This window comes from Xenorhabdus koppenhoeferi, from assembly GCF_900116635.1.
GTDB lineage: Bacteria > Pseudomonadota > Gammaproteobacteria > Enterobacterales > Enterobacteriaceae > Xenorhabdus > Xenorhabdus koppenhoeferi.
On the sequence record NZ_FPBJ01000040.1, the window covers coordinates 1 to 26,894 of the forward strand.

At 43.9% G+C, this 26,894-nt stretch carries 21 protein-coding genes and 1 pseudogene; 14 read left to right on the plus strand and 8 right to left on the minus strand.

Features of this window, described 5'->3' with window-relative positions; all coding sequences use genetic code 11:
* Positions 1-123: pseudogene (locus BM329_RS14530) on the plus strand (IS30 family transposase); the annotation flags it as partial.
* Between the two features lie 672 nt (positions 124-795).
* Positions 796-1,155: a DUF1283 family protein gene (locus BM329_RS11930; RefSeq protein WP_092553403.1), complete on the plus strand. Its 360-nt coding sequence runs from the start codon at positions 796-798 to the stop codon at positions 1,153-1,155.
* Between the two features lie 281 nt (positions 1,156-1,436).
* Here BM329_RS11930 and BM329_RS11935 read toward each other — a convergent pair whose 3' ends face one another.
* The gene (locus BM329_RS11935) at positions 1,437-2,069 is read right to left on the minus strand and encodes a winged helix-turn-helix transcriptional regulator (RefSeq protein WP_092553406.1); all 633 of its coding nucleotides are present in this window, start codon (positions 2,067-2,069) and stop codon (positions 1,437-1,439) included.
* Positions 2,070-2,304: 235 nt separating this feature from the next.
* Between BM329_RS11935 and tus the strand changes: the two genes are divergently transcribed.
* A complete protein-coding gene (gene tus, locus BM329_RS11940; RefSeq protein ID WP_092553409.1) occupies positions 2,305-3,231 on the plus strand; it encodes a DNA replication terminus site-binding protein in 927 nt (308 codons plus the stop codon).
* Between the two features lie 71 nt (positions 3,232-3,302).
* Here tus and fumC read toward each other — a convergent pair whose 3' ends face one another.
* Positions 3,303-4,697, minus strand: a complete 1,395-nt coding sequence (gene fumC / locus BM329_RS11945; protein ID WP_092553412.1) for a class II fumarate hydratase — start codon at positions 4,695-4,697, stop codon at positions 3,303-3,305.
* A gap of 173 nt (positions 4,698-4,870) precedes the next feature.
* Here fumC and manA point away from each other — a divergent pair, with 173 nt between their 5' ends.
* From manA to add, 3 genes are all read left to right on the plus strand, one after another.
* Positions 4,871-6,043, plus strand: a complete 1,173-nt coding sequence (manA, locus tag BM329_RS11950; protein ID WP_092553415.1) for a mannose-6-phosphate isomerase — start codon at positions 4,871-4,873, stop codon at positions 6,041-6,043.
* 171 nt (positions 6,044-6,214) lie between these two features.
* Complete coding sequence (locus BM329_RS11955; protein WP_092553418.1) at positions 6,215-7,753, plus strand: YdgA family protein; 1,539 nt, start codon at positions 6,215-6,217, stop codon at positions 7,751-7,753.
* A 268-nt stretch (positions 7,754-8,021) separates the two neighbouring features.
* Positions 8,022-9,023, plus strand: a complete 1,002-nt coding sequence (gene add, locus BM329_RS11960) for an adenosine deaminase (RefSeq protein ID WP_092553420.1) — start codon at positions 8,022-8,024, stop codon at positions 9,021-9,023.
* A gap of 113 nt (positions 9,024-9,136) precedes the next feature.
* Here add and BM329_RS11965 read toward each other — a convergent pair whose 3' ends face one another.
* Positions 9,137-10,126, minus strand: coding sequence for a bile acid:sodium symporter family protein (locus BM329_RS11965; RefSeq protein WP_092553423.1), 990 nt, complete (start codon positions 10,124-10,126; stop codon positions 9,137-9,139).
* 204 nt (positions 10,127-10,330) lie between these two features.
* On the opposite strand from BM329_RS11965, the gene BM329_RS11970 reads away from it, so the two are divergent.
* The 8 genes from BM329_RS11970 to nth all read left to right on the plus strand — a co-directional run bounded on the left by BM329_RS11970 (position 10,331) and on the right by nth (position 17,209).
* Positions 10,331-10,759, plus strand: coding sequence for a DUF2569 domain-containing protein (locus BM329_RS11970; RefSeq protein WP_092553426.1), 429 nt, complete (start codon positions 10,331-10,333; stop codon positions 10,757-10,759).
* A 138-nt stretch (positions 10,760-10,897) separates the two neighbouring features.
* Positions 10,898-11,479, plus strand: a complete 582-nt coding sequence (rsxA, locus tag BM329_RS11975; protein WP_092553429.1) for an electron transport complex subunit RsxA — start codon at positions 10,898-10,900, stop codon at positions 11,477-11,479.
* Positions 11,479-12,102: an electron transport complex subunit RsxB gene (rsxB, locus tag BM329_RS11980; protein WP_092553431.1), complete on the plus strand. Its 624-nt coding sequence runs from the start codon at positions 11,479-11,481 to the stop codon at positions 12,100-12,102. The genes rsxA and rsxB overlap by 1 nt, the downstream gene beginning before the upstream one ends.
* On the plus strand, positions 12,095-14,104 hold the full coding sequence (gene rsxC, locus BM329_RS11985) for an electron transport complex subunit RsxC (protein ID WP_092553434.1): 2,010 nt from the start codon (positions 12,095-12,097) through the stop codon (positions 14,102-14,104). The genes rsxB and rsxC overlap by 8 nt, the downstream gene beginning before the upstream one ends.
* A gap of 12 nt (positions 14,105-14,116) precedes the next feature.
* Complete coding sequence (rsxD, locus tag BM329_RS11990; protein WP_092553438.1) at positions 14,117-15,196, plus strand: electron transport complex subunit RsxD; 1,080 nt, start codon at positions 14,117-14,119, stop codon at positions 15,194-15,196.
* Positions 15,197-15,213: 17 nt separating this feature from the next.
* Entirely contained in the window at positions 15,214-15,840 is a 627-nt protein-coding gene (gene rsxG / locus BM329_RS11995; protein ID WP_092553441.1) for an electron transport complex subunit RsxG, read from the plus strand.
* A gap of 2 nt (positions 15,841-15,842) precedes the next feature.
* Entirely contained in the window at positions 15,843-16,562 is a 720-nt protein-coding gene (locus BM329_RS12000; RefSeq protein WP_092553444.1) for an electron transport complex subunit E, read from the plus strand.
* A gap of 14 nt (positions 16,563-16,576) precedes the next feature.
* Positions 16,577-17,209, plus strand: coding sequence for an endonuclease III (gene nth, locus BM329_RS12005; RefSeq protein ID WP_092553447.1), 633 nt, complete (start codon positions 16,577-16,579; stop codon positions 17,207-17,209).
* Positions 17,210-17,377: 168 nt separating this feature from the next.
* Here nth and BM329_RS12010 read toward each other — a convergent pair whose 3' ends face one another.
* The 5 genes from BM329_RS12010 to BM329_RS12030 all read right to left on the minus strand — a co-directional run.
* A complete protein-coding gene (locus BM329_RS12010; protein ID WP_245759076.1) occupies positions 17,378-21,568 on the minus strand; it encodes an RHS repeat-associated core domain-containing protein in 4,191 nt (1,396 codons plus the stop codon).
* Positions 21,569-21,578: 10 nt separating this feature from the next.
* Positions 21,579-21,935: a DUF4150 domain-containing protein gene (locus tag BM329_RS12015; protein ID WP_092553453.1), complete on the minus strand. Its 357-nt coding sequence runs from the start codon at positions 21,933-21,935 to the stop codon at positions 21,579-21,581.
* Positions 21,925-23,145 (minus strand): DUF2169 family type VI secretion system accessory protein, encoded by a 1,221-nt coding sequence (locus BM329_RS12020; RefSeq protein WP_092553456.1) that lies wholly within the window; start codon positions 23,143-23,145, stop codon positions 21,925-21,927. The genes BM329_RS12015 and BM329_RS12020 overlap by 11 nt, the downstream gene beginning before the upstream one ends.
* A gap of 12 nt (positions 23,146-23,157) precedes the next feature.
* A complete protein-coding gene (gene tssI, locus BM329_RS12025) occupies positions 23,158-25,047 on the minus strand; it encodes a type VI secretion system tip protein TssI/VgrG (RefSeq protein ID WP_092553459.1) in 1,890 nt (629 codons plus the stop codon).
* Between the two features lie 11 nt (positions 25,048-25,058).
* Positions 25,059-26,894 (minus strand): type VI secretion system baseplate subunit TssF (locus BM329_RS12030; RefSeq protein WP_177216259.1); only part of this gene is annotated, 1,836 nt, incomplete at its 5' end.

Consider the following 26,894-nt stretch of genomic DNA (forward strand, 5'->3'; position numbering starts at 1 on the left):
ATTAACCTTGTGGCAAACCGATTAAATAATCGCCCTCGTAAAACACGAGATTACAAAACACCGAATGAGTTATTTAAAGGAATACCCACTCATTTGCTTCGTTCATTACGATGTTGCGCTTAATATGCGAATCCAAGTAATTTTTGCTGTTCTTATTCATGGCAAACTCCTTTTGTTAGGATTATTCTCGATCATGCAAAAATTGATGTTTATTTCTTCATTAGAATAAATGTTAATGACCAATAAAAATTGGTAAAGGTCAAAACAATTTTATTTCAGATAGCGGGAATAATGCTGAAAATTTCTTTCAATCTCTGAATATTGCTGTCACCAAGTCTACCAACATGCTGTTAATTGCCTCTATTACAGATTTTGTTACGGGAGTTTTTTTGAGAGACATTTAATTGCTATTCCTCAGGCGGATTTTGTATCAACTCATCAGGCTGAATCAATGTGTGTTGTGACTTATATCATATATGGTGAATAGAGTAGGACATAAAGTATCCCGCCTTCAGTTATTTAACATAATGTACATTATGCGAACCTATGTGTTTCTGAATGATGAAAGCTAACCTCTCATGATGATAATAGCTTCAACCGAAACATAAATTTAATGTAACAAATTGATATAAAGTGAAATTAAACTATAATCATAAGTATTTAGTTCGTTAAACATGAGAGCTTTTTAAAGTTACTCAGTAAAACCATGAAAAAGGTTTATTGGTTTCAATAAATGACCTGGTCTTATAATAATCTATTTAGTAAGTAGCGCCATGAAAGGAAAGAGGTTCAAGCATGAGTATTCATAGTTCTTTGATTGTTAAAAATATTTCCGCTATTGCATTAGTGTTATCACTATTTTGGCAATCATCGGCATTTGCTGCGTCCTGTACATCAGATAGTACTTGCGTGATCATCAATGGGAGTGAGACTTCGTTGAATAAAGAAAAAGCTCGTCAAAGTAAAGAAGAATGGAATAATGAAAAAGGATTGCGTCAAAAAACATACAACAGGAAAGAGAAAGAATTTGATAAGTATGATGTAGAAGTTGATAATCGTGACGACTGTCTAAAAAGTGCCAATATTAACGCTTATTGGGAACCAAATACAAAACGTTGTCTGGATATCAATACAGGTCGTCCAATCAAACCTTGATCTTGATAGACTCAACACCAATCTAAGAATGACGATACTGAACATAAAAATAAAAAAGGGAGCATCACTTTCTCCCTTTTTTATTTCCTTATCAAAGCCCACTAATGACAGAAACATCTATACACCTCCTCTTTCAAACTGCCTCTTTGTTGGCTGCGCTCGCTCACCCCGGTCACATAGTTATCTATGTTCCCGGGGATTTGCTCTCTTGCCGTCGCGAAGCAACTATACGCCAACCACCGTTACAACGAGCAAGTTATGTTTATTTCACTACCTAACCTTCAATAATAAGACTGGTTAGGTAATGTAATAATCTTTGTTAAATATCCCTCAATAATTTCTATATTCCCTTCCTTCTTCAATGAGAGCAATATTCTTTGTATACAACTTCGGGAAAGTGTACATCGTTTTTCTATGTACTTGATGGCGGAGATATTTTCCCTAAATTCATCAGGTAGATCCATCAGACGAGATAATAGACTACATACAATTTCTTTGTTGTTATAGCGGTAGATACTGATATCTCTGGCATAAAGAAAAGAGATCTTATACGAAATTATTCTCATCCACTCCCTATAAAGATCATGCTTTTTTATGGCATTTAACGCACTAATCCTAGGAATTTGGTGTACTTTACAATTTGGCCCTAGTTCAAGTGAGTAGTATATTTCAGAACCAGAATAGAAAGACAAACCAATGATGTGAGGTGAAAAAAAAGTAGCAATGGTTAGATCGTCATTTATTCTATGCATATTGACGTATCCTTGCTCCAATAAAAAAAACTTGGCGAACTCATTTTCGATTTTGATTAATAATCCTTGTGTTGGTAAATCAGATGTAATTAATTCTGAATATGGTAATAATGTATCGATAACCTTTTTAAAAGAATGCACAGGCTTGAGTAATTTTTTCATATTTAACAACCTTAGAGTCTTACTCACTCCACTTGGAAAAATAAATAAATATCTTCTGTTAAGTTTTTATCACAACCTAGAAATACTATGCAATAAATGCTTTTTACCTCCTGCTTATGGTTGAATTTTTGTTTGATTTTATTGTGGATATTTGAGAGAGTTGTTTTTGAATTAAAATTATGTTGTAACTAAATATTACTCAAAAAGCCATGATGTGTAACTGTAGAGAATAATCATGAATAAATATCTTTCAATAGAATCACTTACATCTTGCTTTAAAAGACAAGAAGAAAAGCTATCTGAAATGATTGGACTGTTAATTGACTATCCACTTATTGATGCCCGGGTATTTGAATTACCTCAAATCGAAAAAGGTGAAGAACATGAGCAAATAACTGAAATTCAAGTTAACCCGCTGAAGGATAATGAAGCCCTCAACTTAGGCTTACGCTTCTATCAGAAGCTATTCATACACCATAACAACCCCAATATCAGTAGCAAAGCCGCAAGCCGGCTTCCAGGAGCGCTATGTTTTTCTGTAAGCCACCAGCAGTACAAAAAAGCGGTGAGTGTAATCAATGAAGTGAATCAATTTAAAGCTGAACTAGAAAATATTGTTACCAAAGAATCAGGTATCAGTAAAGAACAGCGATTTGAATTTGTTCATAATCATTTAAGAGGGTTAATTACTCTGAATGCTTATCGTACCATTACTCCCCTATTAAACCCTGATTCCATCAATTTTGGTTGGGCCAATAAAAATATTATTAATAAAGTTACTAAGCAACAAATTCTGGAACGGTTGGAGAAAAGTCATAACGCAGGACGGGCAGTCCCGCCCTACTCCAGTGAACAATGGGCTGCGTTAGTCGAATTAGAAATTACGGATATCAAAAAACTCCCGGATGATGCAGTACTTAAAATCAAACGGCCAGTGAAAGTACAACCCATTACCCGAGTGTGGTATTCAGCGTTACAGAAACAAGTTCAATATGCGTGTCCTCTTCCCGTTATTGTTTTCTATACAGAAGATAGCGAGATCAAACCGAAAATCGGTACATTGCCTGACTATAATGCCAATATCATAAAACATAGATACAAGCCTAAAGCAAAACCACTTGAACTTATTATTCCTCGTCTACATCTCTACAGAGAAATCTAAGATCTAAAAAGCCGGAACCATAATCAGCTCCGGCCTTGATAGGTCATTCAGTAATCAGTAAGTAACAGGTATTATTTCATGCTACCTACCATTTCCTCTGGGCGAACCCACTCATCAAATTCAGCTTCAGTCAAATATCCTAACTGCATCGCTGACTGTTTCAAAGTCAGGCCTTCTTTATGGGCTTTCTTGGCAATTTCAGCCGCTTTATCGTAGCCGATATGAGTATTCAGTGCAGTTACCAGCATCAGTGATTCATTCAACAATTGAGTGATACGGCTATGATTAGGCTCGATACCAACAGCACAATGCTCATTGAAACTACGCATACCATCCGCCAGCAGACGAACAGATTGCAGGAAGTTATCAATCACCATTGGTCGGAACACGTTCAGTTCAAAATTACCAGATGCCCCACCAATATTGATAGCAACGTCGTTACCCATAACCTGAGCACACAGCATTGTCAGTGCTTCACACTGAGTTGGATTGACTTTACCTGGCATAATGGAACTACCAGGCTCATTTTCTGGAATGGATATTTCACCAATACCACAACGAGGGCCAGAAGCCAGCCAACGAACGTCATTAGCAATTTTCATCAACGATGCCGATAAACCTTTTAATGCACCATGTGAGTGAACCAGTGCATCACAAGTTGCCAACGCTTCAAATTTATTAGGAGAAGTTACGAAAGGCTGACCGGATAACTCTGCAATTTTCTTTGCAACACGAACAGCATATTCAGGATGAGTATTCAGGCCCGTTCCTACCGCTGTACCACCCAGAGCCAATTCACATACATGAGGAATACTGTCTTCAATGTGTTTCTGGTTATGCGTCAACATAGCCGCCCAACCAGAAATCTCCTGACCTAAAGTCAGAGGAGTAGCATCTTGTAAGTGAGTACGGCCAATTTTTACGATGTTTTTGAACGCTTCCGCTTTATCTGCCAACGTTTTTTGTAATACTTTTAACTCTGGCAACAGATGGTTGCGTAACGCAACAACAGCCGCGACATGCATTGCGGTTGGGAAAACGTCATTGGAACTTTGACTTTTGTTGACATCATCATTAGGGTGAATCAAACGTTCGTTGCCCCTTTGACCGCCAAGGATCTCACTACCACGGTTCGCCAACACTTCATTCATGTTCATGTTGCTTTGAGTTCCCGAACCGGTCTGCCAAATAGCAAGAGGGAATTCTGTTGGGTGTTTACCTTCCAACACCTCTTTCGCTGCAGCGATAATTGCGTCACCACGTTCTTTAGGTAGGAGGCCCAAATCCATGTTAACGCTGGCTGCTGCTTGTTTAGTCAATGCAAGAGCATCAATCAGCGCAACAGGCATTTTTTCCTGAGAAATGCGGAAATGCTCTAGTGAGCGCTGGGTCTGCGCTCCCCATAATTGGTCAGCAGATACTTCAATAGGTCCCATTGAGTCTTTTTCAATGCGAGTGGCTGCCATTACTATCTCCTTAGCACACAGAATAATTGAATACACCGGAACAAAATTTGCAGATAAATTAGTCGGCATCTCATTATAATGCCATAAACTTATTATCGATAATGCGACCTAATCGTGTTTATTGTATTGTAGTCATATAAATAAATTTGTTTTTTACAACAGGAAATTACGCCATGCTGAAAATGACCAACAATATCCAATATTATGACTGGGGGAGTAAAACTGCTCTGACGGATATTTATGGTATCGAAAACCCCGATAATCAGCCAATGGCAGAATTATGGATAGGAGCACACCCGAAATGTAGTTCACTTGTAGCCGATCCTCAAACAGGTGAAACCATCACCTTGAATACTCTGATTGCCAGGGAGCCGACAAAATACCTTGGGGATAAAGTGGCCCAGCAATTCCAACGATTGCCTTTTTTGTTCAAAGTGTTGTGCGCAGCCCGGCCGCTTTCAATCCAGGTTCATCCTGACAAAACATCAGCAGAACAAGGATTCGCCAAAGAAAATACGGCAGGGTTACCTTTAGATTCAGCACAACGTAATTATAAAGACGATAATCATAAACCTGAATTGGTATATGCACTCACCCCATTTAAAGCGATGAATGCTTTTCGGCCTTTATCTGAGAGCGCGCAATTACTGGGTTACGTTTCTGCCGCACACCCTGATATTCAGACATTCATCCAGCAATCGACTGAGAAAAATCTATCATTTCTCTTTTCTCAATTATTGAGTATGCAAGGTAAGCAAAAACGTTTAGCCATTGCGGTCTTGAAATCTGCTTTAAATAGTCATCAAGGAGAACCGTGGGATACCATCAGAAAGATGACAACTTTCCATCCTGATGATAATGGACTATTTTCTCCCCTTATGCTTAATGTAGTCGAACTGAAACCAAGTCAAGCAATGTTTCTTTATGCCCGCACTCCTCACGCTTATCTTGAAGGTGTGGCTTTGGAAGTTATGGCTAATTCCGACAATGTTCTACGCGCCGGTTTAACCAGCAAACATATCGACGTACCAGAATTAATGGCTAATCTAGACTTTATTCCAAAATCTGCCAATACTTTGCTGACTATTCCAGAACAGGAAAAAGACGCACTGGGCTACCCTGTTCCCGCCAATGATTTTCGTTTTTCTGTTTATACTATCCAAGAACGGCCGATAACATTTGAAAATGATTCCGCATCAGTTCTATTTTGTATTGAAGGTCAACTAGTTATTAGTACTGATGAGCAGCAATTGAGATTATTCTCAGGTGAATCAATTTTCTTATCTGCTATAGAAAGAACCGTGACTGTTCGCGGTGATGGTAAATTAGCCAAATTATTTAATTAATGCTTTATATTCATTTAGTTATATGAATACCTATCGATTATTAGTCACATTTTTAATGAAAATTAATTAAAAAATTTTTAACTAGACTATACACTTAACAACCACAATTGGCATAAATACAGAACGCAAAAATCTATTATGTTGTATGCGTTAAAAGGGTGAGATTCACACATGAAAAAATCGTTAGTCGCTGTAAGCGTTATTGTTGCTCTAGGTGCGGTATGGACAGGTGCGTCATGGTATACAGGTAAGAAACTTGAAGAGCATTTGAATCATATCGTCAATAAGGCAAACACTGAGATAGAAAACGCATTTCCTGAAAGTGGCGCAGAATGGCAAGCAAAAGATTTTAATCGTGGTATTTTCAGTTCTGATGTCCGTTTAATTCTGAATATCAAAAATGGTGTGGAAAATGTGGGTATCCAGCCAAATGAAGAGATTATTTTCAAATCCACCATCGAACATGGGCCATTCCCTATTGCAAACCTGAAGAAATTCAACCTATTGCCAAAAATGGCATCCATCCATTCAGAGCTTGAAAAAAGCGATGCACTGAAAGAACTGTTTAGTTTTACGCAAGAAAAATCGCTGTTTAAATTAAATGCCAATGTCGGTTATAACCGCAGTCTTTCAGCTAATATTGATTTGATCCCGATTAATCACACAGAAACCAAAGAGAATGGAGAAAAGTATGTTTTCTCTTTTTCAGGAGCAAAGATCGTTGCTGACACAAATCATGACTTAAGTGCATTCTCATTCGACATTAATAGTGGTGGACTGTCTTTCAGTAGTCAGACCAAAAAAGAAGCAATTATCCTGAAAGGTGTTCATTTTACCGGCGATAACAAAAAAGGTAATTTTGATATCTACGTTGGGGATCAAAACTATAGCATCGGCGAAATTTCTATTCATGGAAATGAAGGTAACCCCAAAGCTGAAGACTCCAAAGATGTCTCTTTCAAAGGGATTAAAATCACATCTAACCTGACTGATAATAAAGATAATCTAAATATTAAAGTCGGCTACAGCATTGATGGCATAAAAATTAAAGATATGGAATTAGGTTCAGGTAAGTTTGTTCTGGGCATGGAAAAACTGGATGGTGAATCTGTTCGCAAATTTACTCAGGCCTATAATGATACCGTAGCAAATGCTTTAACCAATGATGAATTAGATTCCGATACAGTTTCCTATGCAATTCTCTATAACTTGCATCTGCTCTTTAATAAAAATCCGCAATTCAGCATCTCTCCTTTTAGCTGGAAAAACAGTAAAGGTGAAAGTTCTGTCGATTTCAAACTTTCCTTACAGAACATTCCAGAAGATAAAAACACGCTGCTCTCTATGGAACCAGAAGAGATGATCCGCAACCTGATCCAAGAGTTGTCATTACAGATCAACATCCCCAAAGCTATGTTGATTGAATCTTTGACACAAACAGAGGTATTAGAGGGTAAAGATAAAACAGCCGCAGAAGCTAAAGCGGAAAAACAAGTCCAGCAACTAACCCAAGAAGGTCTTAAATATAAGATCATCACTGATGAAAACAGTGTTATTGGACTTAACCTCCACTATGCCAAAGATAAAGTGAAATTAAACAACAAAGAATCCAGCCTGAATCAATTCCTGCTTGATAATGGACTTGGTGGGTCCTATGATGGTATAGATAGTGAGCAAAACGATGAGACTGAACTTCCTACAGTTAAATAGTTAAATAAGTGAACAACAGTCACCATAACGAATAAACAGAACCCGAACCAATTTCTTCTACAAGATAGCGCTTTAATTTTCTTGCCAGTCAACATGTTGACTGGCTTTTTTGTATACCCAATGGATTTCAGGATGCAGCACGACGGCAAGGGAATGAACCCCCAGGAGCATAGCTAACTATGTGACTGGGGTGAGTGAGCGCAGCCAACAAAGCTGTAACCTGAAAGACGACGGGTATATATATAAATTTAATAAGAAGGATAAACAAATGATTGATACACAGCTTCCACTGACCGATTTGCACCGTCACCTTGATGGTAATATTCGCCCTGAAACCATTCTGTCTCTCGCACGTCAGCACAATATTCCTCTGCCCGCTTATGAACTGGAAGCATTACGTCCCCATGTCCAGATTATTGAAAACGAACCTGACCTTATCAGTTTTCTCCAGAAACTGGACTGGGGAGTCGCGGTTCTGGCTGATTTAGATGCCTGCCGCAGAGTAGCCATTGAAAACGTTGAAGATGCCGTCAATGCCGGCCTTGATTATGCTGAACTGCGTTTCTCCCCTTATTATATGTCCATGAAACATCAGCTGCCTGTTGAGGGCGTCGTTGAAGCCGTTATTGATGGTATTTATTCCGCAAGCCAACAACATGATATTCAGATCCGTTTGATTGGTATTCTGAGCAGAACATTTGGTGAAATAGCCTGCTCTCAAGAACTATCTGGGCTTCTTGCTCATAAAAAGCACATTACAGCATTAGATCTCGCAGGTGATGAACTGGGATTCCCTGGGCATCTCTTTGAACCGCATTTTATTCAAGCACGCGATGCAGGCTGGAATATTAGCGTACATGCCGGTGAAGCCGCTGGTTCAGAGAGTATCTGGCATGCTATCCGTGAATTGGGAGCAACCCGTATTGGACACGGTGTTAAAGCCATCAATGACCCAGCGCTGATGGATTACTTGGCAGAACATGGTATTGGCATTGAATCCTGCCTGACATCTAACCTACAAACCAGCACAGTCAGCTCCTTACAAGCTCACCCACTGAAACAATTCCTTGAGCATGAAGTTCTGGCTTCAATCAATACCGATGACCCAGCAGTAGAAGGTATTGAAATCCGTCATGAGTATCATGTTGCCGCACCTGCGGCGGGATTGTCACCAGAACAGATTAGACAGGCACAGATTAACGGATTGGCCACCGCGTTCCTCAGCGAAGCGGAAAAACAGGCACTGAAAGCTAAAGTAGCCAAACGCTAAAAAATGCTACTTATTCCAATCCATTTAATCTTAAAGGCAGACATAAATCTGCCTTTTTTATTTCAGAAAGATAGAGAAAGATCATAGATAGACATAACCGCGCCATGCCTTGATTAACTGATTGACTTCCTTTTTAAACGCCGCGCATAACGTTGAGCAAGCACGGCGCAGACCATCAGTTGGATCTGGTGGAAAATCATTAGCGGTAACAGCATTACTCCTACCATTGAAGCAGGAAACAGCACATTGGCCATCGGTACACCATTCGCAAGACTTTTCTTTGAACCACAAAACACAATTGTAATTTCATCTTCCTGACTGAAACCCAAGAGACGTGAACTATATACGTTAATAATTAACACCACAGCCAATAAAACACAGCATACAAGACCGATCATAAAGAGCGAGTAGGTATCAATTTTATGCCAAATGCCTTCTACCACCGCTTCACTGAATGCAACGTACACCACCAGCAAAATAGAAGAACGGTCTGTCATATTGATCAGTTTCTTATGTTTCTCCACCCAACTGGCAATCAAGGGCCGCGATAAATGCCCAACAATAAAAGGCACCATTAGTTGCAAAATGATATCTTTTATCGCTTTCCATGTATCACCATGAGCGCCGCTATCATGAGTCTGAATCAGAAAACCCACCAATAAAGGGGAAACAAAGACACCCAACAAACTTGAAGCAGAAGCACTACATATCGCCGCTGCAACATTTCCACCAGCAACAGAAGTAAATGCAATAGCAGACTGTACAGTAGCAGGTAAAGCACAAAGATAAAGGAAACCCATATAAACGGTGGGTGATATCCATTCCGGTACAATGAAATGAAGCCCCATCCCCAATATCGGGAATAAAACAAAAGTACTACTGAAAATAACCAAATGCAGCCGCCAATGTCCGATCCCCGCTAAAATAGCGTCACGAGACAACTTGGCACCATGCATAAAGAACAGCAACGCAATGGCAGCAGTGGTTAAATATTGAAACCATTTTTTTACCTCTCCTTCGCTGGGAAAAAATGAAGCAATGATGACCACAGTAATCAGTGTCACCAAAAAAGAGTCAATCTTTAACTTTTGTAACAAATTCATCAAAATGCTTCCTTTGTCCATAAGGAACGAGTTGAACTATCAACTATCAATCCCATTGACTACTGAAAAATCTTCTGGTCAACGGGGATAATTCACTGCGCACCGATTGTATCGCCGCCTATCACACGTTGGCAAATAATCACGATTCCTGTGCTACTATCTTTTCCTTATCTCAAGATACTCATTATGGAATGAAAATTTTTTATGTATCAATCTAATGATTATTATCGTATTAACGGTTGGTTATTGGCTCCTGCCGCTTATCTAATCATGACATTAATCACCGCCAGTTTGATGCTATTGCTATATGCCATGAAAAATCAGGAAATCCACCAATTCGATAATGGTTTCATCTTTATGTGGTATATCTCTGCATTAACCACAGTAATGATGTGGTCTTTTACTGTATGGGTATTGCGATTGCTTTTTATGCGTTCAAAACGTTTTCCGCGTATTTTTATTATTTGGCTTATAGTTTCCATTTTAATTGCCATAAAAACCTTCGCCTTTTCCCCTATTACTGATGAGATGGCAACACGTTCATTACTATGGACATTACTGGCTGCCGCTATTTTCGTTCCTTATATTAAGCGTTCTCATCGCGTAAAAATGACTTTCACACAAGATCGATAACATACCCTACAATTGATTGTTATTATTTCCTCCACTTACCCCACCATAAGGTGGGGCAATTTCTATTCAGACTATACCCAATAGAATGACGGGTATAACAGTGTTTTACTTTCCAGCATCTTATTTTTAGGTATAGCAATGACTGAATACCTTCTGTTATTTATTGGCACAGTATTGGTCAATAACTTTGTTTTAGTAAAGTTTTTAGGCCTATGTCCTTTTATGGGTGTATCCAAAAAACTCGAAACGGCCATCGGAATGGGGTTAGCAACAACATTTGTTCTAACCTTAGCTTCCATTAGTTCATGGTTGATAAACACCTTTATTCTCGTACCTTTTGATTTGGTTTATTTGCGTACTCTAAGCTTTATTCTTGTTATTGCAGTTGTCGTTCAATTTACCGAACTGGTCGTCCGTAAAACCAGTCCAACGCTTTACAGGCTTTTAGGTATTTTCCTGCCACTGATTACAACCAACTGCGCTGTACTCGGTGTCGCCTTACTGAATGTCAATCAATCTCACGGTTTTTTACAGTCCGCGGTATACGGTTTTAGCGCTGCCGCCGGGTTTTCCCTTGTTATGGTGCTGTTTGCCGCCATTCGTGAACGTCTGGCTGTTGCCAATATTCCAGCTCCTTTTCGTGGTTCATCGATAGGGCTTATTACCGCGGGATTAATGTCCCTTGCATTTATGGGCTTTAGTGGTTTGGTGAAATTCTGATGATGTCATTGTGGATTGCTATTAGTGCGTTAAGCGTGCTCGGATTAACTTTCGGCCTAATTCTTGGCTTCGCCGCCCGCCGTTTTAAAGTAGACGAAGATCCGATTGTTGAGAAAGTCGATAATCTGTTACCTCAGAGTCAATGCGGTCAATGTGGCTATCCTGGTTGTCGCCCTTACGCAGAAGCAGTCGCCAATAATGGTGAGATGATCAATAAATGCGCACCGGGCGGAGAGCAGGTTATGCTCAAAATATCCGAATTGCTGGGTGTTGATCCACAACCTCTGGATGGTGATGACAACGTACAGAATCCGGCCAGAAAAGTCGCTTTTATTGATGAAGAAAACTGCATAGGCTGCACGAAATGTATTCAGGCATGCCCTGTCGATGCCATTATTGGTGCAAACCGTGCCATGCACACCATTGTTGAAGATCTCTGCACAGGATGTGACTTGTGCGTTGCACCCTGCCCAACAGATTGTATTACGATGATCCCCGTTGCCACGACTACCTCAAATTGGAAATGGGATTTAAACACCATTCCAGTAAAAAACATCCCGGTAACTCCAGAATCCGCTTTGTTCTCTTCTGTTAAGCCAGTTGAGGTTAAAATCAATGTTTAATCTATTTAACTTGCTCAACAAGAATAAAATCTGGGATTTTGCTGGAGGCATCCATCCACCGGAAATGAAATTACAATCCAGCCAGACGCCATTACGTTATGCTCCTCTGCCCGATGAATTAATTATTCCCCTGCAACAACATTTGGGACCAGAAGGCGAATTGTTAGTTAAGGCAGGTGATCAGGTACTAAAGGGCCAGCCATTGACTATCGGAACAGGCCGAACCGTCCCTGTTCATGCCTCGACATCAGGGACGATTACAGCAATCGAACCTTGTGTTATCGCACACCCCTCCGGGCTGAGCGAATTATGTATCCGATTGCATCCTGATGGCAGAGATCAATGGTGTGAACGAATTCAATCTCCTGATTACACACAGCTTGATGCCAATGAACTATTACAACGTATTCATCAGGCGGGCATCGCAGGGCTGGGTGGCGCCGGTTTCCCTACTGCAACCAAGCTCAATGGCGGGAAACACGATCTCAAGACACTAATTATCAATGCTGCCGAATGTGAACCCTATATTACTGCGGATGACCGCTTAATGCAGGAACATGCGCAAGAGATTATCGAAGGCATTCGGGTTTTGATACATCTGCTCAATCCAAAGCAAGTGCTGATAGGTATTGAGGATAATAAACCCGAAGCGATTGAGGCGCTGAATAAAGCGCTCAATGGTGATAAGACTATCATTGTCCGGGTGATCCCGACGAAATACCCTTCTGGCGGTGCCAAGCAACTGACAAAAATCCTGACAGGTAAAGAAGTGCCATCTGGCGGACGTTCTTCTGATATCGGTGTGCTTATGCAAAACGTCGGTACCGTGATGGCAATTAAGCGCGCTATCATTAATGGAGAACCCCTGATTGAACGCATCGTGACCCTGACAGGAGAAGCCATCGCCTCTCCGGGTAACTTCTGGGCACGCCTCGGTACACCCGTTCAATTCTTGTTACAACAAGTCGGATTTAAACCCAAAACAGAACAAATGGTGATTATGGGCGGTCCATTAATGGGCTTTACTCTTCCCGATCTCAATGTCCCCATCGTTAAAATCAGTAACTGTATTCTTGCTCCTTCAATACAGGAGATGGAACCCAAAGAGATTGAAGAGGCATGTATTCGCTGTGGTTTATGTGTTGAAGCATGCCCTGCCGGATTATTACCTCAGCAACTTTACTGGTTCAGCCGTGGGCAAGAACACGAAAAAGCCAAGAACCATCATTTATTCGACTGCATTGAATGTGGAGCCTGCGCTTATGTATGCCCAAGCAATATTCCGCTGGTTCAATACTATCGACAAGAAAAAGCAGAAATACGGGCGATAGATGCAGAAACACGCCGCTCAGCCGAAGCCAAGCTTCGTTTTGAAGCCAAGCAATCTCGCATGGAACGAGAAAAATCAGCGCGGGAAGAACGGCATAAGAAAACCGCCGTTCAAATCGATAGCAGCGATAAAAGTGCGGTACAGGCAGCTCTTGCCAGAGTGAAAGAAAAACAAGGTAATGTCGGTGATGTGATCACCGTACAAGCCGGACAATCCCCTGATAATGCGGCGGCAATTGCAGCACGCAAAGCCAGAAAAGAACAATTGCGGACTCGTCAGGCCGAAAAACAAATGGCCACACATTTGAATACGGAAACAGCTGCTTCCGTCATTGAAAATGAGGACCCACGTAAAGCCGCCTTAGCCGCCGCAATCGCCAGAGCAAAAGCGAAAAAGGCCGCCCAAAACGGAGAGGTGACAACATCACCAGAAGAGCCTCAACAAAATAATGCGGCTGAGACGCCCGACCCGCGCAAGGCGGCAGTTGCCGCAGCAATTGCTCGCGCCAAGGCTAGGAAATCAGCACAAAGCCCGGCCAAACCTACAACGCAACCCGCCATAGTCGCTGAACCGGAAGATGCCGATCCGCGTAAAGCCGCCGTAGCTGCTGCAATTGCACGGGCTAAAGCCAAGAAAGCGGCTCAAGAAAAACAAACAGTTCCAACAGAATAGTGATGTTTATCGATGAAATTTAGGCCAGTAAACACTGACAATAATCTGCTAAAAGTCGCCAGTTCGCCTTTTACGCACAATCAACAAAGTACCCGCCAAATTATGTTTTGGGTGGTTTTAGCCGCCATTCCGGGTATTGCCGTACAAACCTATTTATTTGGTTATGGCACCTTGTTCCAAATCCTGTTGGCAATTATCACCGCATTGTTAGCTGAATCCGCAGCCATTGCACTTAAAAAGCAACTGGTCATGCCATATCTCAGGGATAACTCTGCTCTGGTGACAGGGTTACTTCTGGGGATTAGCTTGCCTCCACTGGCACCGTGGTGGTTGATTGTGCTCGGAACATTTTTCGCCATTATCATTGCCAAACACTTGTATGGCGGGCTTGGACAAAATCCATTTAACCCTGCCATGGTTGGCTATGTTGTCCTGCTTATCTCATTCCCCGTACAAATGACAGGTTGGATGCCACCAGCCTCTTTGCAAGCATTCACTTTAACGCCTTGGGATACCCTGATGGTCATTTTCACAGGACATGCACCCGATGGTTCTACTTTGCTGCAACTGCAACAAGGCATTGATGGACTAAGCCAGGCAACGCCATTGGATAGCTTCAAAACCGACTTGCTGACTCACAATATCAATGACGTATTACAGCAGCCTATATTGCAAGGTGCTGTGGCCGGTATTGGCTGGCAATGGGTCAATATTGCTTATCTGGTTGGCGGGTTGATTATGCTCAACCGAAAAATCATTCATTGGCAGATCCCGACCGCATTTCTTTTATCGCTGGGCGTTTGTGCATTACTCAGTTGGTTGATAGATCCTACCCGCTATTCCCCCCCTTTATTGCAACTCTTTTCCGGCGCGACCATGCTAGGGGCATTTTTTATTGCAACCGATCCAGTCAGCGCTTCAACCACACCAAAAGGCCGCCTGATTTACGGCGCAATTATCGGGATTCTGATTTGGGTTATCCGCGTTTACGGTGGCTATCCTGATGCCGTCGCATTTGCCGTCTTGCTGGCAAATATTTGCGTACCGCTGATTGACCATTACACACAGCCCCGTGCTTACGGCCATAAATAGGGAAAGGGAGAGTTAGCATGTTAGAAACTATGCGTCGTCACGGGATTACTCTTGCAATCTTTGCCGCCTGTACGACAGGGTTAACAGCTATTGTTTATTCATTGACAAAAGACCGGATTGCAGAACAAGCGGCAATACAACACAAGACATTGCTGGATCAAGTGGTTCCCCCTGCTTTATATGATAATCAAATGCAGAATGAATGTTATTTGGTGACAAACAATGCGCTGGGTAACAAACAGACTCACCGCCTTTATCTTGCCCGTAAAAATGGCATTCCTGCCGCCGCCGCTTTGGAAAGCACCGCTCCTGACGGTTATTCAGGTGCCATTCAATTACTGGTAGGTGCTGATTTTTCCGGCAAAGTTCTGGGCGTTCGCGTGACTGAACATCATGAAACCCCCGGATTGGGAGATAAAATTGACACCCGCATTGCCGATTGGATCTATGCTTTTTCCGACAAAAAAGTGATGTCAAAAAATGACCCCAATTGGGCAGTCAAAAAAGATGGCGGTGAATTTGACCAGTTCACCGGAGCAACCATTACACCACGTGCTGTCGTCAATGCCGTAAAACGCACCGCCCTTTATCTGGAAGCAATACCAGAGCAGCTTTCTTCGCTGCCAACGTGTGGAGAAAAATAACCATGAGCGAAACCAAAAACCTATTTATTCAGGGACTCTGGAAGAACAACTCCGCATTGGTACAGCTTTTGGGGCTTTGTCCCCTGCTGGCGGTTTCCTCCACCGCAACCAACGCTCTGGGATTAGGGTTAGCCACAACACTGGTTTTATTGAGCACCAATACTGCCGTATCCGCTTTGCGTCGTTGGGTTCCCCATGAAATCCGCATTCCCATTTACGTGATGATCATTGCGTCCGTTGTTAGTGCTGTCCAGATGCTAATCAACGCATTTGCGTTCGGGCTATACGAATCATTGGGTATCTTTATTCCGCTAATTGTCACTAACTGTATCGTGATTGGTCGGGCGGAAGCTTACGCATCAAAGAATTTCATTTATAATTCAATGATTGATGGCCTTGCGATGGGCTTTGGTGCAACTTTTGCCCTGTTCGTACTGGGAGCGATACGTGAAATTCTGGGTAATGGCACATTGTTTGACGGCGCGGATTTACTGCTGGGTAACTGGGCCAAATCATTGCGGATTGAAATAGTTCATATGGATTCGCCCTTCCTGCTTGCCATCCTGCCACCCGGCGCTTTTATTGGATTAGGTTTGATGCTGGCAGGAAAATATATTATTGATGAACGCCTGAAAAATCGTTCAGAAAATAAAGAACGCCAATACAACATAGAAAAAGACAATGTAGAAAAAGGCTGCGGCAGCCATATCACAAGAAGCTGAGGGTGTAATCAGATATGAATCAACAAAAACGGGTCGAAATTCTCACCCGCTTACGGGATAACAATCCGCATCCGACAACGGAATTGGTTTTCAATTCGCCTTTTGAATTACTGATCTCCGTATTGCTGTCTGCACAGGCTACCGATGTCAGCGTGAATAAAGCGACGGCAAAACTCTATCCCGTTGCCAATACTCCGCAAGCCATTCTCAATCTCGGCGTGGATGGTTTGAAAGAGTATATAAAAACCATCGGGTTATATAACACCAAAGCGGAAAATGTGATTAAAACCTGTCGGCTTTTACTGGAAAAACATCAAGGCGAAGTGCCGGAAGATCGTGCAGCACTGGAAGCGTTGCCCGGTGTTGGTCGCAAGACTGCCAATGTTGTTTTAAATACTGCTTTCGGATGGCCAACAATTGCAGTGGATACGCATATTTTTCGCGTCAGTAATCGAACTCAGTTTGCACCGGGAAAAAACGTTGATGAGGTTGAAAAGAAACTGTTGAAAGTCGTACCGGCTGAATTCAAAGTTGATTGCCACCATTGGCTGATCCTGCACGGGCGTTATACCTGTATTGCCCGTAAACCACATTGTGGATCTTGTATTATTGAAGATCTGTGTGAATTTGAGGATAAAACCGAATAATTATCGTTCTATAAAAAGAATTCTTATTTTCTTTCTTCTTATCTTCCAATAGTCTGTCTCCACTGAATCACAATAGGAGACAGGCTAAACACTTAACCGACACAAAAAGGAACTAAGTTGGGATTAAATACCTTAGATTCCTTTTTATTAACTCAGCATTTCAATGCGTTATCCGCTTAATATATTGGGGCGTCCACCACTACGACCATACCCACCGACAATTAATTGACAGTTATCACACATAGGAAAATCGTTTCCTCCTCTGGTTTTTACTGTAACAATCTCAATATTTCTTATATCCGCCTTATCTGATAAAGCTGCATTGAGACTCTTAAATTCAGCACAGTTAGTACACACCCAAGGTTCCAGACTGTTTTCCTTAACATTTTTACCCCAGATTTCATTGTGCCCCCCCCCATATACTCTAGTTTTTTTGACCTCTTCCATTCCATCTGTTAAATAACTATGAATCTCAGTTGGTTGGTTGCCTCCACTAAAACCATAATATGTTTTACCATTGGATGTATCTCTTGCTACTGACGTAGCTCTTGGTATCTCTTTGCGGGGTAACTGAGCCTTTTCCGCAGCCTTTTCCTTAGCCAATTCCTTGCAACTCACCAACCCAAAAGGATCAATCCACATTACCGGATTATACACATATCGGTATGGGTTCAATCCTCCCCGTAGCCCGATCGGGTCAGGTGTTAGATACTGTCCAGTATCAAAGTCATAATATCGAAACCGATTATAATATAACCCGCCCTCCGCATCCTCATACTGACCGACAAACCGCAGGTTGCAGCTCACATGGTAATCTTCATCATTTGCCGCCAATAGCGGCATTCGCTCAGCTTTACCCCACGTTGTCAACCGGCTTGCCCAGACCAGCTTACCGGACTCACTCAGTATTTCCCGTGGCGTTCCCTGATGGTCACTGACAATATAGTGCAGTTTGCCTTTTTCATAACGCGCTGACGGAACTAATGCGCCCGGCTGATACAGCCAGCAAATACTGTTGTCATCGGCAGGTGTCCCATCTGCATAGAGCGGAGTTTCTTCCACCAACTGGTTACCACTCCACAGGTAGTCATACCCCATTATGGCGCCAGATTTTGCGGTTAAATCCGGTTTACCCTCCAGCCAGCGTTGCAAGTTAGCGGCGGCCAGTTTGCCATCGTGCACTTTCAGCTTGCGGATACGCCGGCCAAAGGCATCATAGCGATAGTGCCAGCGGGAACCGTCCGGTGTTTCGCAGTGGGTTAACTGATTGTGCGTATCCCAACGATAACGCCATACCTGTGGACGAAAACCGTCACGGTGTTCGGTTTTTTCCACCTGCCGGCCATTGGCATCATAGCGGTAAGTCACATTGCCACGTTTAATAACCCGCCCGGCCTGCTGGTGCTGTTCAATCTGCTCAATCGCCCCTTTTGCATCCACCAGCACATGTTGACTCAAATTACCATTGGGGTCATAACGAAACTGCTCTTCATAGGGCAACCGGCCATTGAATTCAGCGTTAACAATCTGGTCATTCTGGTTATAGTGGTAATGGGTCTGTCCCCAGATGCCGTCATCGATCATTCTGACACTGTATGCGCGGTCATACTGCCAGCTACGGTTAACCGCCGTGGCTTGCGGCGGGAAATGGGGATCGTTCTGCGCCAAGGTTTCGCGAAACAGCGCCGTGGCACGTCCTGCGGATTGGTGTGCCAACAGTCCCGTGGCAGTATAACGGCTGGCAAGGATAAATCCCTCCGCACTTTCCCGTACAGTTTCCCGCCCTAAGGCATCATGACTCAGCGTTAGTGGCGTATGCTGGTTAAACTGAAAGTGGTTCAGCCCTCCCATCACGGAGTAACCAAAGTGCAGAGCATGATCACCAACAGTCTCGGTGGTGAGTTGCCCGGTCAGGCTGTTCCACTCACGGGTGATTTCACGCCCATTAATGCGTTCACACACAGGTAAACCCACCGCATCATATTCGTATTCCACTACGGCATCGTCATTGGTTGCCCTGATAAGCTGGCGGCGCGCGTTATATTCGTAAGTGGTGGTGGCGTGCAGTTCGTACTGGTCTTCCTGCTGATGCCCGCTTTCCTGTCGGGTCAATAATCCTGCCGACGAGTAATGCCAACGCAGAACGTGGTTATCCGGATAGCAGGCCTGAATACGACGCCCCAGCGCATCATACTGATAGTCGATGATACGGCCGGTAAAATCAATTTCACGGATAATCTGACCGGCAGCATCCCGCTCATAGCGGTAAGTTTCCCCTGTAGACGCAGTGACGGAACAAAAGCGGGTGAGACGATCATAACCAAAGTGCAGTGTCGTACCATCAGGGCGGGTAACGTGGGTAAGCAAGTCAAAAGCGCCATAACTATAGCGGGTAGTACGGCCTTCTCCGTCGGTGACAGCCGCAATCCGTCGCTCGCTGTCATATTCCATATGCTGGGTGACGCCATCCGACAGTTCAACTTCGGTCACGCTGCCATTCAGGCTGGCATGGACGTTACTGTAGCGATAACGACTTTCCTGCTTCAATGCATTGGTAATACGGCGCAGACGCCCCAGTTCATCCAGTTCCAGACCGGTAGTCTGGCCGTCCGGTGTCATAATCGCCGCAAGTCGCTGATGCTCATCATAGGCATAATGCCATTGCCGGCCATCCGGCAACAGATGCTGCCGCAGTTCCCCATGAGTACCGTACTGATATTCTTCTTTGTGTCCTTGCGGATTGGTGACCGCAGCCAGATTACCTTGCTGATCATGATGGAAGCGCCAGATATCCCCCGTGGGTAAAATCGCTTCGATAAGCTGGCCGTACTCATCATAGTCATAATAAAAAGCGTCCCCCGTGGGCAGTACAATTTCGGTCAGTGCCCCGTCATGGTTGTAATCAAACGTGGTATAGCCACCCAGTGGATCGATTTCCCACACCTTCTGGTTATAACGCCATTGCGTCCGGGTTTCGCGCCCTAACGGATCAACAACACGGATTACTTGATTATTCTGGTTGTAATAGGAAAGAGTTTTTCCGCCTTCAGCATCAAGATAAGTGGTAACGCGAGAATCATCGTCATAGATAAAACGATCGTCCCAATAACCTGCGGAAGAATGGGTGGAAATTACCCGTCCACGTTCATCATGGTGAATATAAAAATCGGTCTTATCCGTATCGTACCAACGAGTCATAAACCCTTGTACGGTGTATTCATGCCAGAGATGATTTTGTTGAAAAGCATCACATTCGGCCAGATAGCCGTATTGGTCATAATGGCAGGTGAGCAACCGTTGCTGGATCTGCTGGAAATGGTAATCCACAGTTCGGAGCTGATGATCCTGATAGTGAAGGGTTAAGCGGAAACCGTCATTGCGTACAATTTCAATTAACTGATGCTGGTCGTTATAGATAAACTGAATATTGTTCTGATGGCGATCTGTGATGGCAGACAGCCGATGCCGGTTACCCTCAATCTGGTTAAAATGGAGAGTTTGCTGGTTTTGTTTGTTGATGATACATAATTCACCCTCCCGCTCCCCTGTCAGCAAACAGTGGAGAAGATGGCGATTACGTGCCAGCACCTGATTTTCCGGGGTCAAAAAAGCATAAATCTGCCCGTCAGCATCGGTAAAATGAACTTTTTCACCGTCCAGCACTAGCTGACGTGACCAGTCATCGGCCCATTTAGGTCCCAATAATCCATTTAGGGAAGCGGTAGAGCGATAGGTTCGGTTTAAAGTAATTGGCAACAGACCGGGAATGGCAATAATTGAGAATGTTTGTAGGTAATCGCCTGAGGTGATATCGACAGGTTCGCCTTTTCCACAGCAACCCCCTGTACAGTTAGGATGTTCTTGATCAGATTGGTGAGCAGGATCTTCTTTATTGTTTTTTTTATTTGGTTTATTGGAAGTAGGTTTTTTTTCCTGATTATTAACTTTACAACCTCCTTCTTTTTTCTGTCGGTGCTGTTTAGATTTTTTGTCTGATGAAAATATCTTTTTCTCTACTTTTTTAATTACTTTTTTAATTACTTTTTTAATTACTTTTTTCCCTACTGATTTAATTATTTTTTCCCCTATTTCTTTAATTTCTTTTTCCTCTACTTCTTTAATTTCTTTTTCCTCTACTTCTTTAGAACGACCTCTCGTAAATGGCATAATAGAAGCAAATGGTGTAGCAACAGTTCTGAACCATTCACCTAATTGGCGCCATCTACCGAATCTATCTTTTAGTGATTCCGATTTAACAGGCGGATTGGCTTCTTTCGGACTTTTTTTTGCCTGTGGTGCCTGCCCCACAATAATCCCCACCGTATTCCCTGTTCCCGTTGGTTTTGCGCCTTTTTCCATATATCCTCCCTTATGCCCCATTCATCCAAAATTTATCCCCGTGGCGCAACGTCAACTTTCCACCCGCCCGGACTGTTTGCGTATGTTCTTTCGGATGACACTTTCCCCCCACCGTGCCACTTTTCACCCCTGTAGCCGTCCCCGCTTCATCCCCCAATGTCTGCGGGACAAAACTTTGCCCGAATACCACCACCGGTTGCCCGTTTGCCCGTACCGATGTGACTGGTGCAGAGGCATCTTCCAGTTTAGCGATTACGGGATAAGGAATCGGAGGCGTGGCCGGTCCCAGCGGGGTTTTGCAGACATCGGGAACCAGACTGATAATCAACCATTGGGTATCTTTACGGGCAACATAGTTATCCGCCATGATCCTGCTCCTGTTCAGGTGCAAAGGTAATTAAAGGGGCTTTGGGGTTTATTTCAAACCGGGCTTCGGTCACTAGGATGGGGAAGTCAGTGCTGAAATGCAGACGAAACGTCAGCGCCAATGTCATTGCATCGGTATCAATAATCAGGGTCTCGAGGTTCATCAGAACCGGAAAAAGAGCACCATCCTCCATGCGGAACAGGATAAAAGGACGATGCCCCGGCAATTGGGTTTGTAAGGAACCCTCCGGTGTCAGGTTGGTGAGTTGCAGTGAAATATCGGTGGACGGCCAGTCAATCTGTTGATCTTGTGGTGCGCCATTCCAGTAACCAAAGTCAAAATCCTGTGGCAGGTAAGGATGGCGCTCGTCCAGCCACGTCTGGTCATAAGTGCCGGCCAGTGTTCGCCGTGGCAGCCACGCCCGCCCGATAACGCCCATACCCTGCGGTTGACAGGCTGGCTCGGTGGCTGAGAAACGGCCTGCCAGCATATCAGTAAAATGGTGGGCGGTTATCGGTGCATTCGGATGGATAATGCGCGGTGCCGGATAACGAGGCAGATCTTTCGCCTTCGCATACCACGGCAAAACAAACCCCGTACCAATGGGATTGTATTCATAAACTGCATGAGCTATGGGAGCCTTTTCGCCATCAGGGTGCTGGCGGCGTTGTTCAGGAGAGAGCTTGTCTTCCTCTGTTAATGCCTTCGCCGCTTTATCATCTTCGGCTTCAATCCGGCATCCCCCGCCAAAGGCATAACGGTAATCAAGGGGTAAATGGTTAAATGGTTTGGGATCAGAAAGTTGCCATTGTCCGTTATCGGTGCGGAAAAATTCCCGTTCACCTGTAATCTGCAGTGTCTTATCCAGCAATGTGTCGCCATTGGCATCCATGACTGACAAACGAACAGGGAAAGATGAGCAGGGCTTACCTTCTGGTGCATAAGCCGTACCATTGACAATCACGTCACACTTGGGCTTAAGCGGTGCCAGATCACTTTCCTGCAATACCTGTGAGACGTTCAGTGCGCCCCGATATTGATCCTGTACACATAAGGACATAACCGGCAGCAGTTCAGCCAGATATTCCCCCTTCCCTGCGGGCAATAGCTGATAACCTACTTTCATGGCAATCACATCGTATTCCTGATCTTCTGTATCCAGCATCCGGTAGTTCATCACCGAAAAAGGGGTGAGATTCCTGAATTCCATCGCCCTGTCTCCTTAGTTCAAATCAATGTCTTTGCCGTGGATTTGCACAGGGCCGCTGGCTTCGAACAGGAACTGTTTCCCTTTGATGGTAATTTTGCCGTCTTTGTCCATACGCAATGTGCTGTTACCGCATTTCAGTTCAATCACCTTACCTGCCGAAATAGACAGGGTTTGTCCCACAAATACTTTTTTCTGCATACCGACCGATTCATTTTGACTTATGGAAACCGTGGTATTCATACTGGCGCCAACATTAATGGTATAAGCCTGTCCCACTGTCAGGGTCTTGGCCAGCCCAACCACTTCGGTGCTGGTCTGTTGCACAACGTCCTGTTTGTTTTTTTTCACAATGACGGCCTGATTATCGTCAACTGTTTCAGTATGATTACCCAGCACCTGCGTGGTACGGTTATTCAACACTTTGGTATTCATATCCTTCTGGGCATGAATAAACACTTCTTCACTACCTTTGGCATCTTCAAACCGCAGTTCGTTGAACCCTTCACCTTTGTGGGTATGCGTTTTGAACGTGGTACGGGTTTTCTCGGCAGGTAAATTAAGAGGCGGTCGGTTACGGCCGTTATAAGTACCGCCCGTCACGATGGGCCGATCAATATCGCCATTAAGATAAGAAACAATCACTTCCTGACCAATGCGGGGGATCGTCATAAAGCCAAATCCATTACCGTTCCAGCCCTGTGCTACACGTACCCAGCATGATGAGCCATCTCCCGCTGGGTCATGACGATTCCAGTGGAAATGCACTTTAATGGCACCATGTTCATTGACAAAAATTTCTTCACCGGGTGGTCCAACGACCGTCGCCAGTTCATCACCATCCGCCAGCGGTTTATAACGGTACGGCGGACGCCAGTCATTTTTCCCCGGAATAAACGTAATATCGTTCGTCAATGTTGTCCCTTCACCGGCAATGCCTGCAGCTTGGGGTTGGGAACCATAATGATTAACCGTGACAATCTGCCAACGATTATTCATGGTCGCAATGGGATGGGATTGCAGGGTAAAAATTTTACCGGGACGTAACTGGATACAATTGGTGTGTGCCGAACCCGATTTACTTTCGTTATTCAGTTGATTAAGGCGCACATCGCCCAAGGGTTTGCCTTCCTTGCTCCACGGGAAACGGCCATAACTTTCAAATATCGCATGACGTCCGCCTTGGGGCAAAGTGGCCTGAGACTGCAAAGGTTGTGAAGGACGCAGATAGTTATAATCTTTGTGGATATACTCATCCACACAGAGGTATTCCCCATATTGCCACTGCCATGCAGTCGTATCTTTATCATCAGTATTGGGCTGATTGTTATAAATCAGGTTAAGATCGGCCGTCATCCCCAAATGGGAATCACTGAAAAAGAGTTGTTCTTCTTCAAACCAGAAAGCAATCCCTTCTTCCGCTGCCAATCGACACCAGAAGTCATAGGCAGATTCACGTTTTTGCGTCGTGTATTCCCGTACCGGATGAAGCTGACTATCTTCATAAAATTTGTTATCCGATTTAACACGGTGCTCTTTTAACAACTGTTTGAGAATATCCGGCACAGATTGGCGCTGAAACAGGCGGCTATCCTGATGAAGCGTCATTCGCCACATTTCAGGCCGGATAGTAAAAGAATAGTAAGTTTGCCTTCCGTCGGTATTACCCTGCGAAGCCCCTGCCACGATACCTTTAACGGTACGTTCTGCCTTGCCATTGCGGGTTACAGTCAAAGAGGCATAGGTGCCCAGTTGATCGTTAAGTACCACATTATCAAGCTGACTGACTACCGTCAGAGACAAATGATAAAGCTGTGATAATCCTTCCTGTAAGTTGAAATTGACCACCTGAAAAGTTGTGCTCGATAACGCACCGATTTGACATGTAAAAACTAATCCATCCATTTTGCAGCTCCTCACATAATGGGACGATACCCTTGAAGCAGACCAGGCGATAAACGCCAGCGGATATTGGAAACATGCCCGATGACACTCATTCGCACCCGCATGTTTTCGGTCAGAGAAAACGGAAAAAACTGATATAACGCATTGGCAAAATGGAACATTTCTCCCTGACTGGTATAAACAGATTCATCCAGTGTCAGTTCAATATGTACACAACGGTGAGGAATGCCACGGATAAGCCAATCACCCGGCTCAGATTGAATGGCTAAAATACCCGCAGCCATTCGCTTGATATTACGGTGGATATGACGGTCAAGGTCAGCGTAAAAATCGTAATCCAGTAATAGCTGCTTTAGTGAAGAGACTGAATTCAACCAGAAACCATTTGCACCATAATGAGACAATAATGGCCAATATCGTGAAGAATCGGTCACGGGTGGGTAGCTGGGGGCAGTAGGCGTAAGATTTTTTACTTGCAAACTATCAGGAATATCTTCACTCGCGTCACAGATAGCTCCCGCTGCCAATGTTGGCAAACGGGTATCAAAAGCCACAAAATGACAGGTAAATCCCTGATCTGGTGCCTGTTCCATCGGGCGGGCATGACAGTCATAAAAAATCAGGGCATATTCCAGACGTCCCAACGCATCACGGGTTGTATCCCACTCATAAAACCAGATTTCTTCATCCGCATGACGGAAAAAATGTGTGAATTCACTCATCGGATAAAACTGATACCGTTTGCCCCGTTCTTTACCCGGCTCATTTTTTAACTCCAGATCAGTCAGGTGCCATATCCCTTGCCCTTCTGGCAAAGGTAGTGGATAACGGGCTGTATCTGGCGCAAAGGAGAGAGTTACCTGTGACTCGCGTTCAAAGTTCACCACAGGGACACAATGAAGCTGGAAAGCATCGGCCAGTTGTGATTCAGACAAGGAAAGCACCTCACTGAGTCTCAGCGTCACACTGAACTGTCGGCTTTCTGTCATGGATAAACGGTTGCACATTGTTGTAGGCAGATCCAAGATCAGAAAATGGTGAACATGGGGCAAGTAAAACGATTCCATCAGCATTTGGGGCGCCCAATGACCCGCCACCAACATTGGTGATGATAAAATTAAGCGCGAAGTTCCTGACAAGGGTTCAAACCAGAGCGGTTCGGCGGGATAAGTCAATCCGTTGTGATGCAATTCCGCGCTAATCAAACTGCGGCACAACGCCAGCATTAAAGTATCCGCGACGGCTTCATCAGGACTGAGGAACAGACTAACAGGATGTATGGACCAGTAATCATCCCTGCCTGTATAGTGAAAAGTCAACGTAATACAGCAGGTTTCTGCCTGATAAGTTATATTTCGTGCGACCAATGCCAGAGGTTCGATATCGCAGGCTCTGCTTGTCATAAATATCGCACCTGTATTAGCTGAAACCTCTGAATACTTCGGCAACGTAAAAGCCTCTTTTCCTCCTTCCATGACGTTAAATTGAATGACGCTCGTCGCGGGAATACCCTTGATAGGCAGAGCCTTTAATCGTTGCAGCAAAGGCAGTGTCATTTCGGGAAAGGTATCCTGCACTTTTTGATGCACACGAGCCATTAAGACCGAAAAACCCTGATTTAGCCTTTCGATATCAGGATCGTATTCCCCAAAAATTTTGGCTAAATGCGGCTTTTCTTCAGCAGCCAATTTTTCACGTTGCCGCAGATAATCTAATTCCCACTGGTAATAATATTGAAAAGCATCCATATTTCTATATGAACGCATCCCGTTTGCAAGGCTTTCGTTGTTCAGACATTGACGGTAGGTTGCAGCTCTATATCCGGCCTTACTGCAGCCGATGCTGCG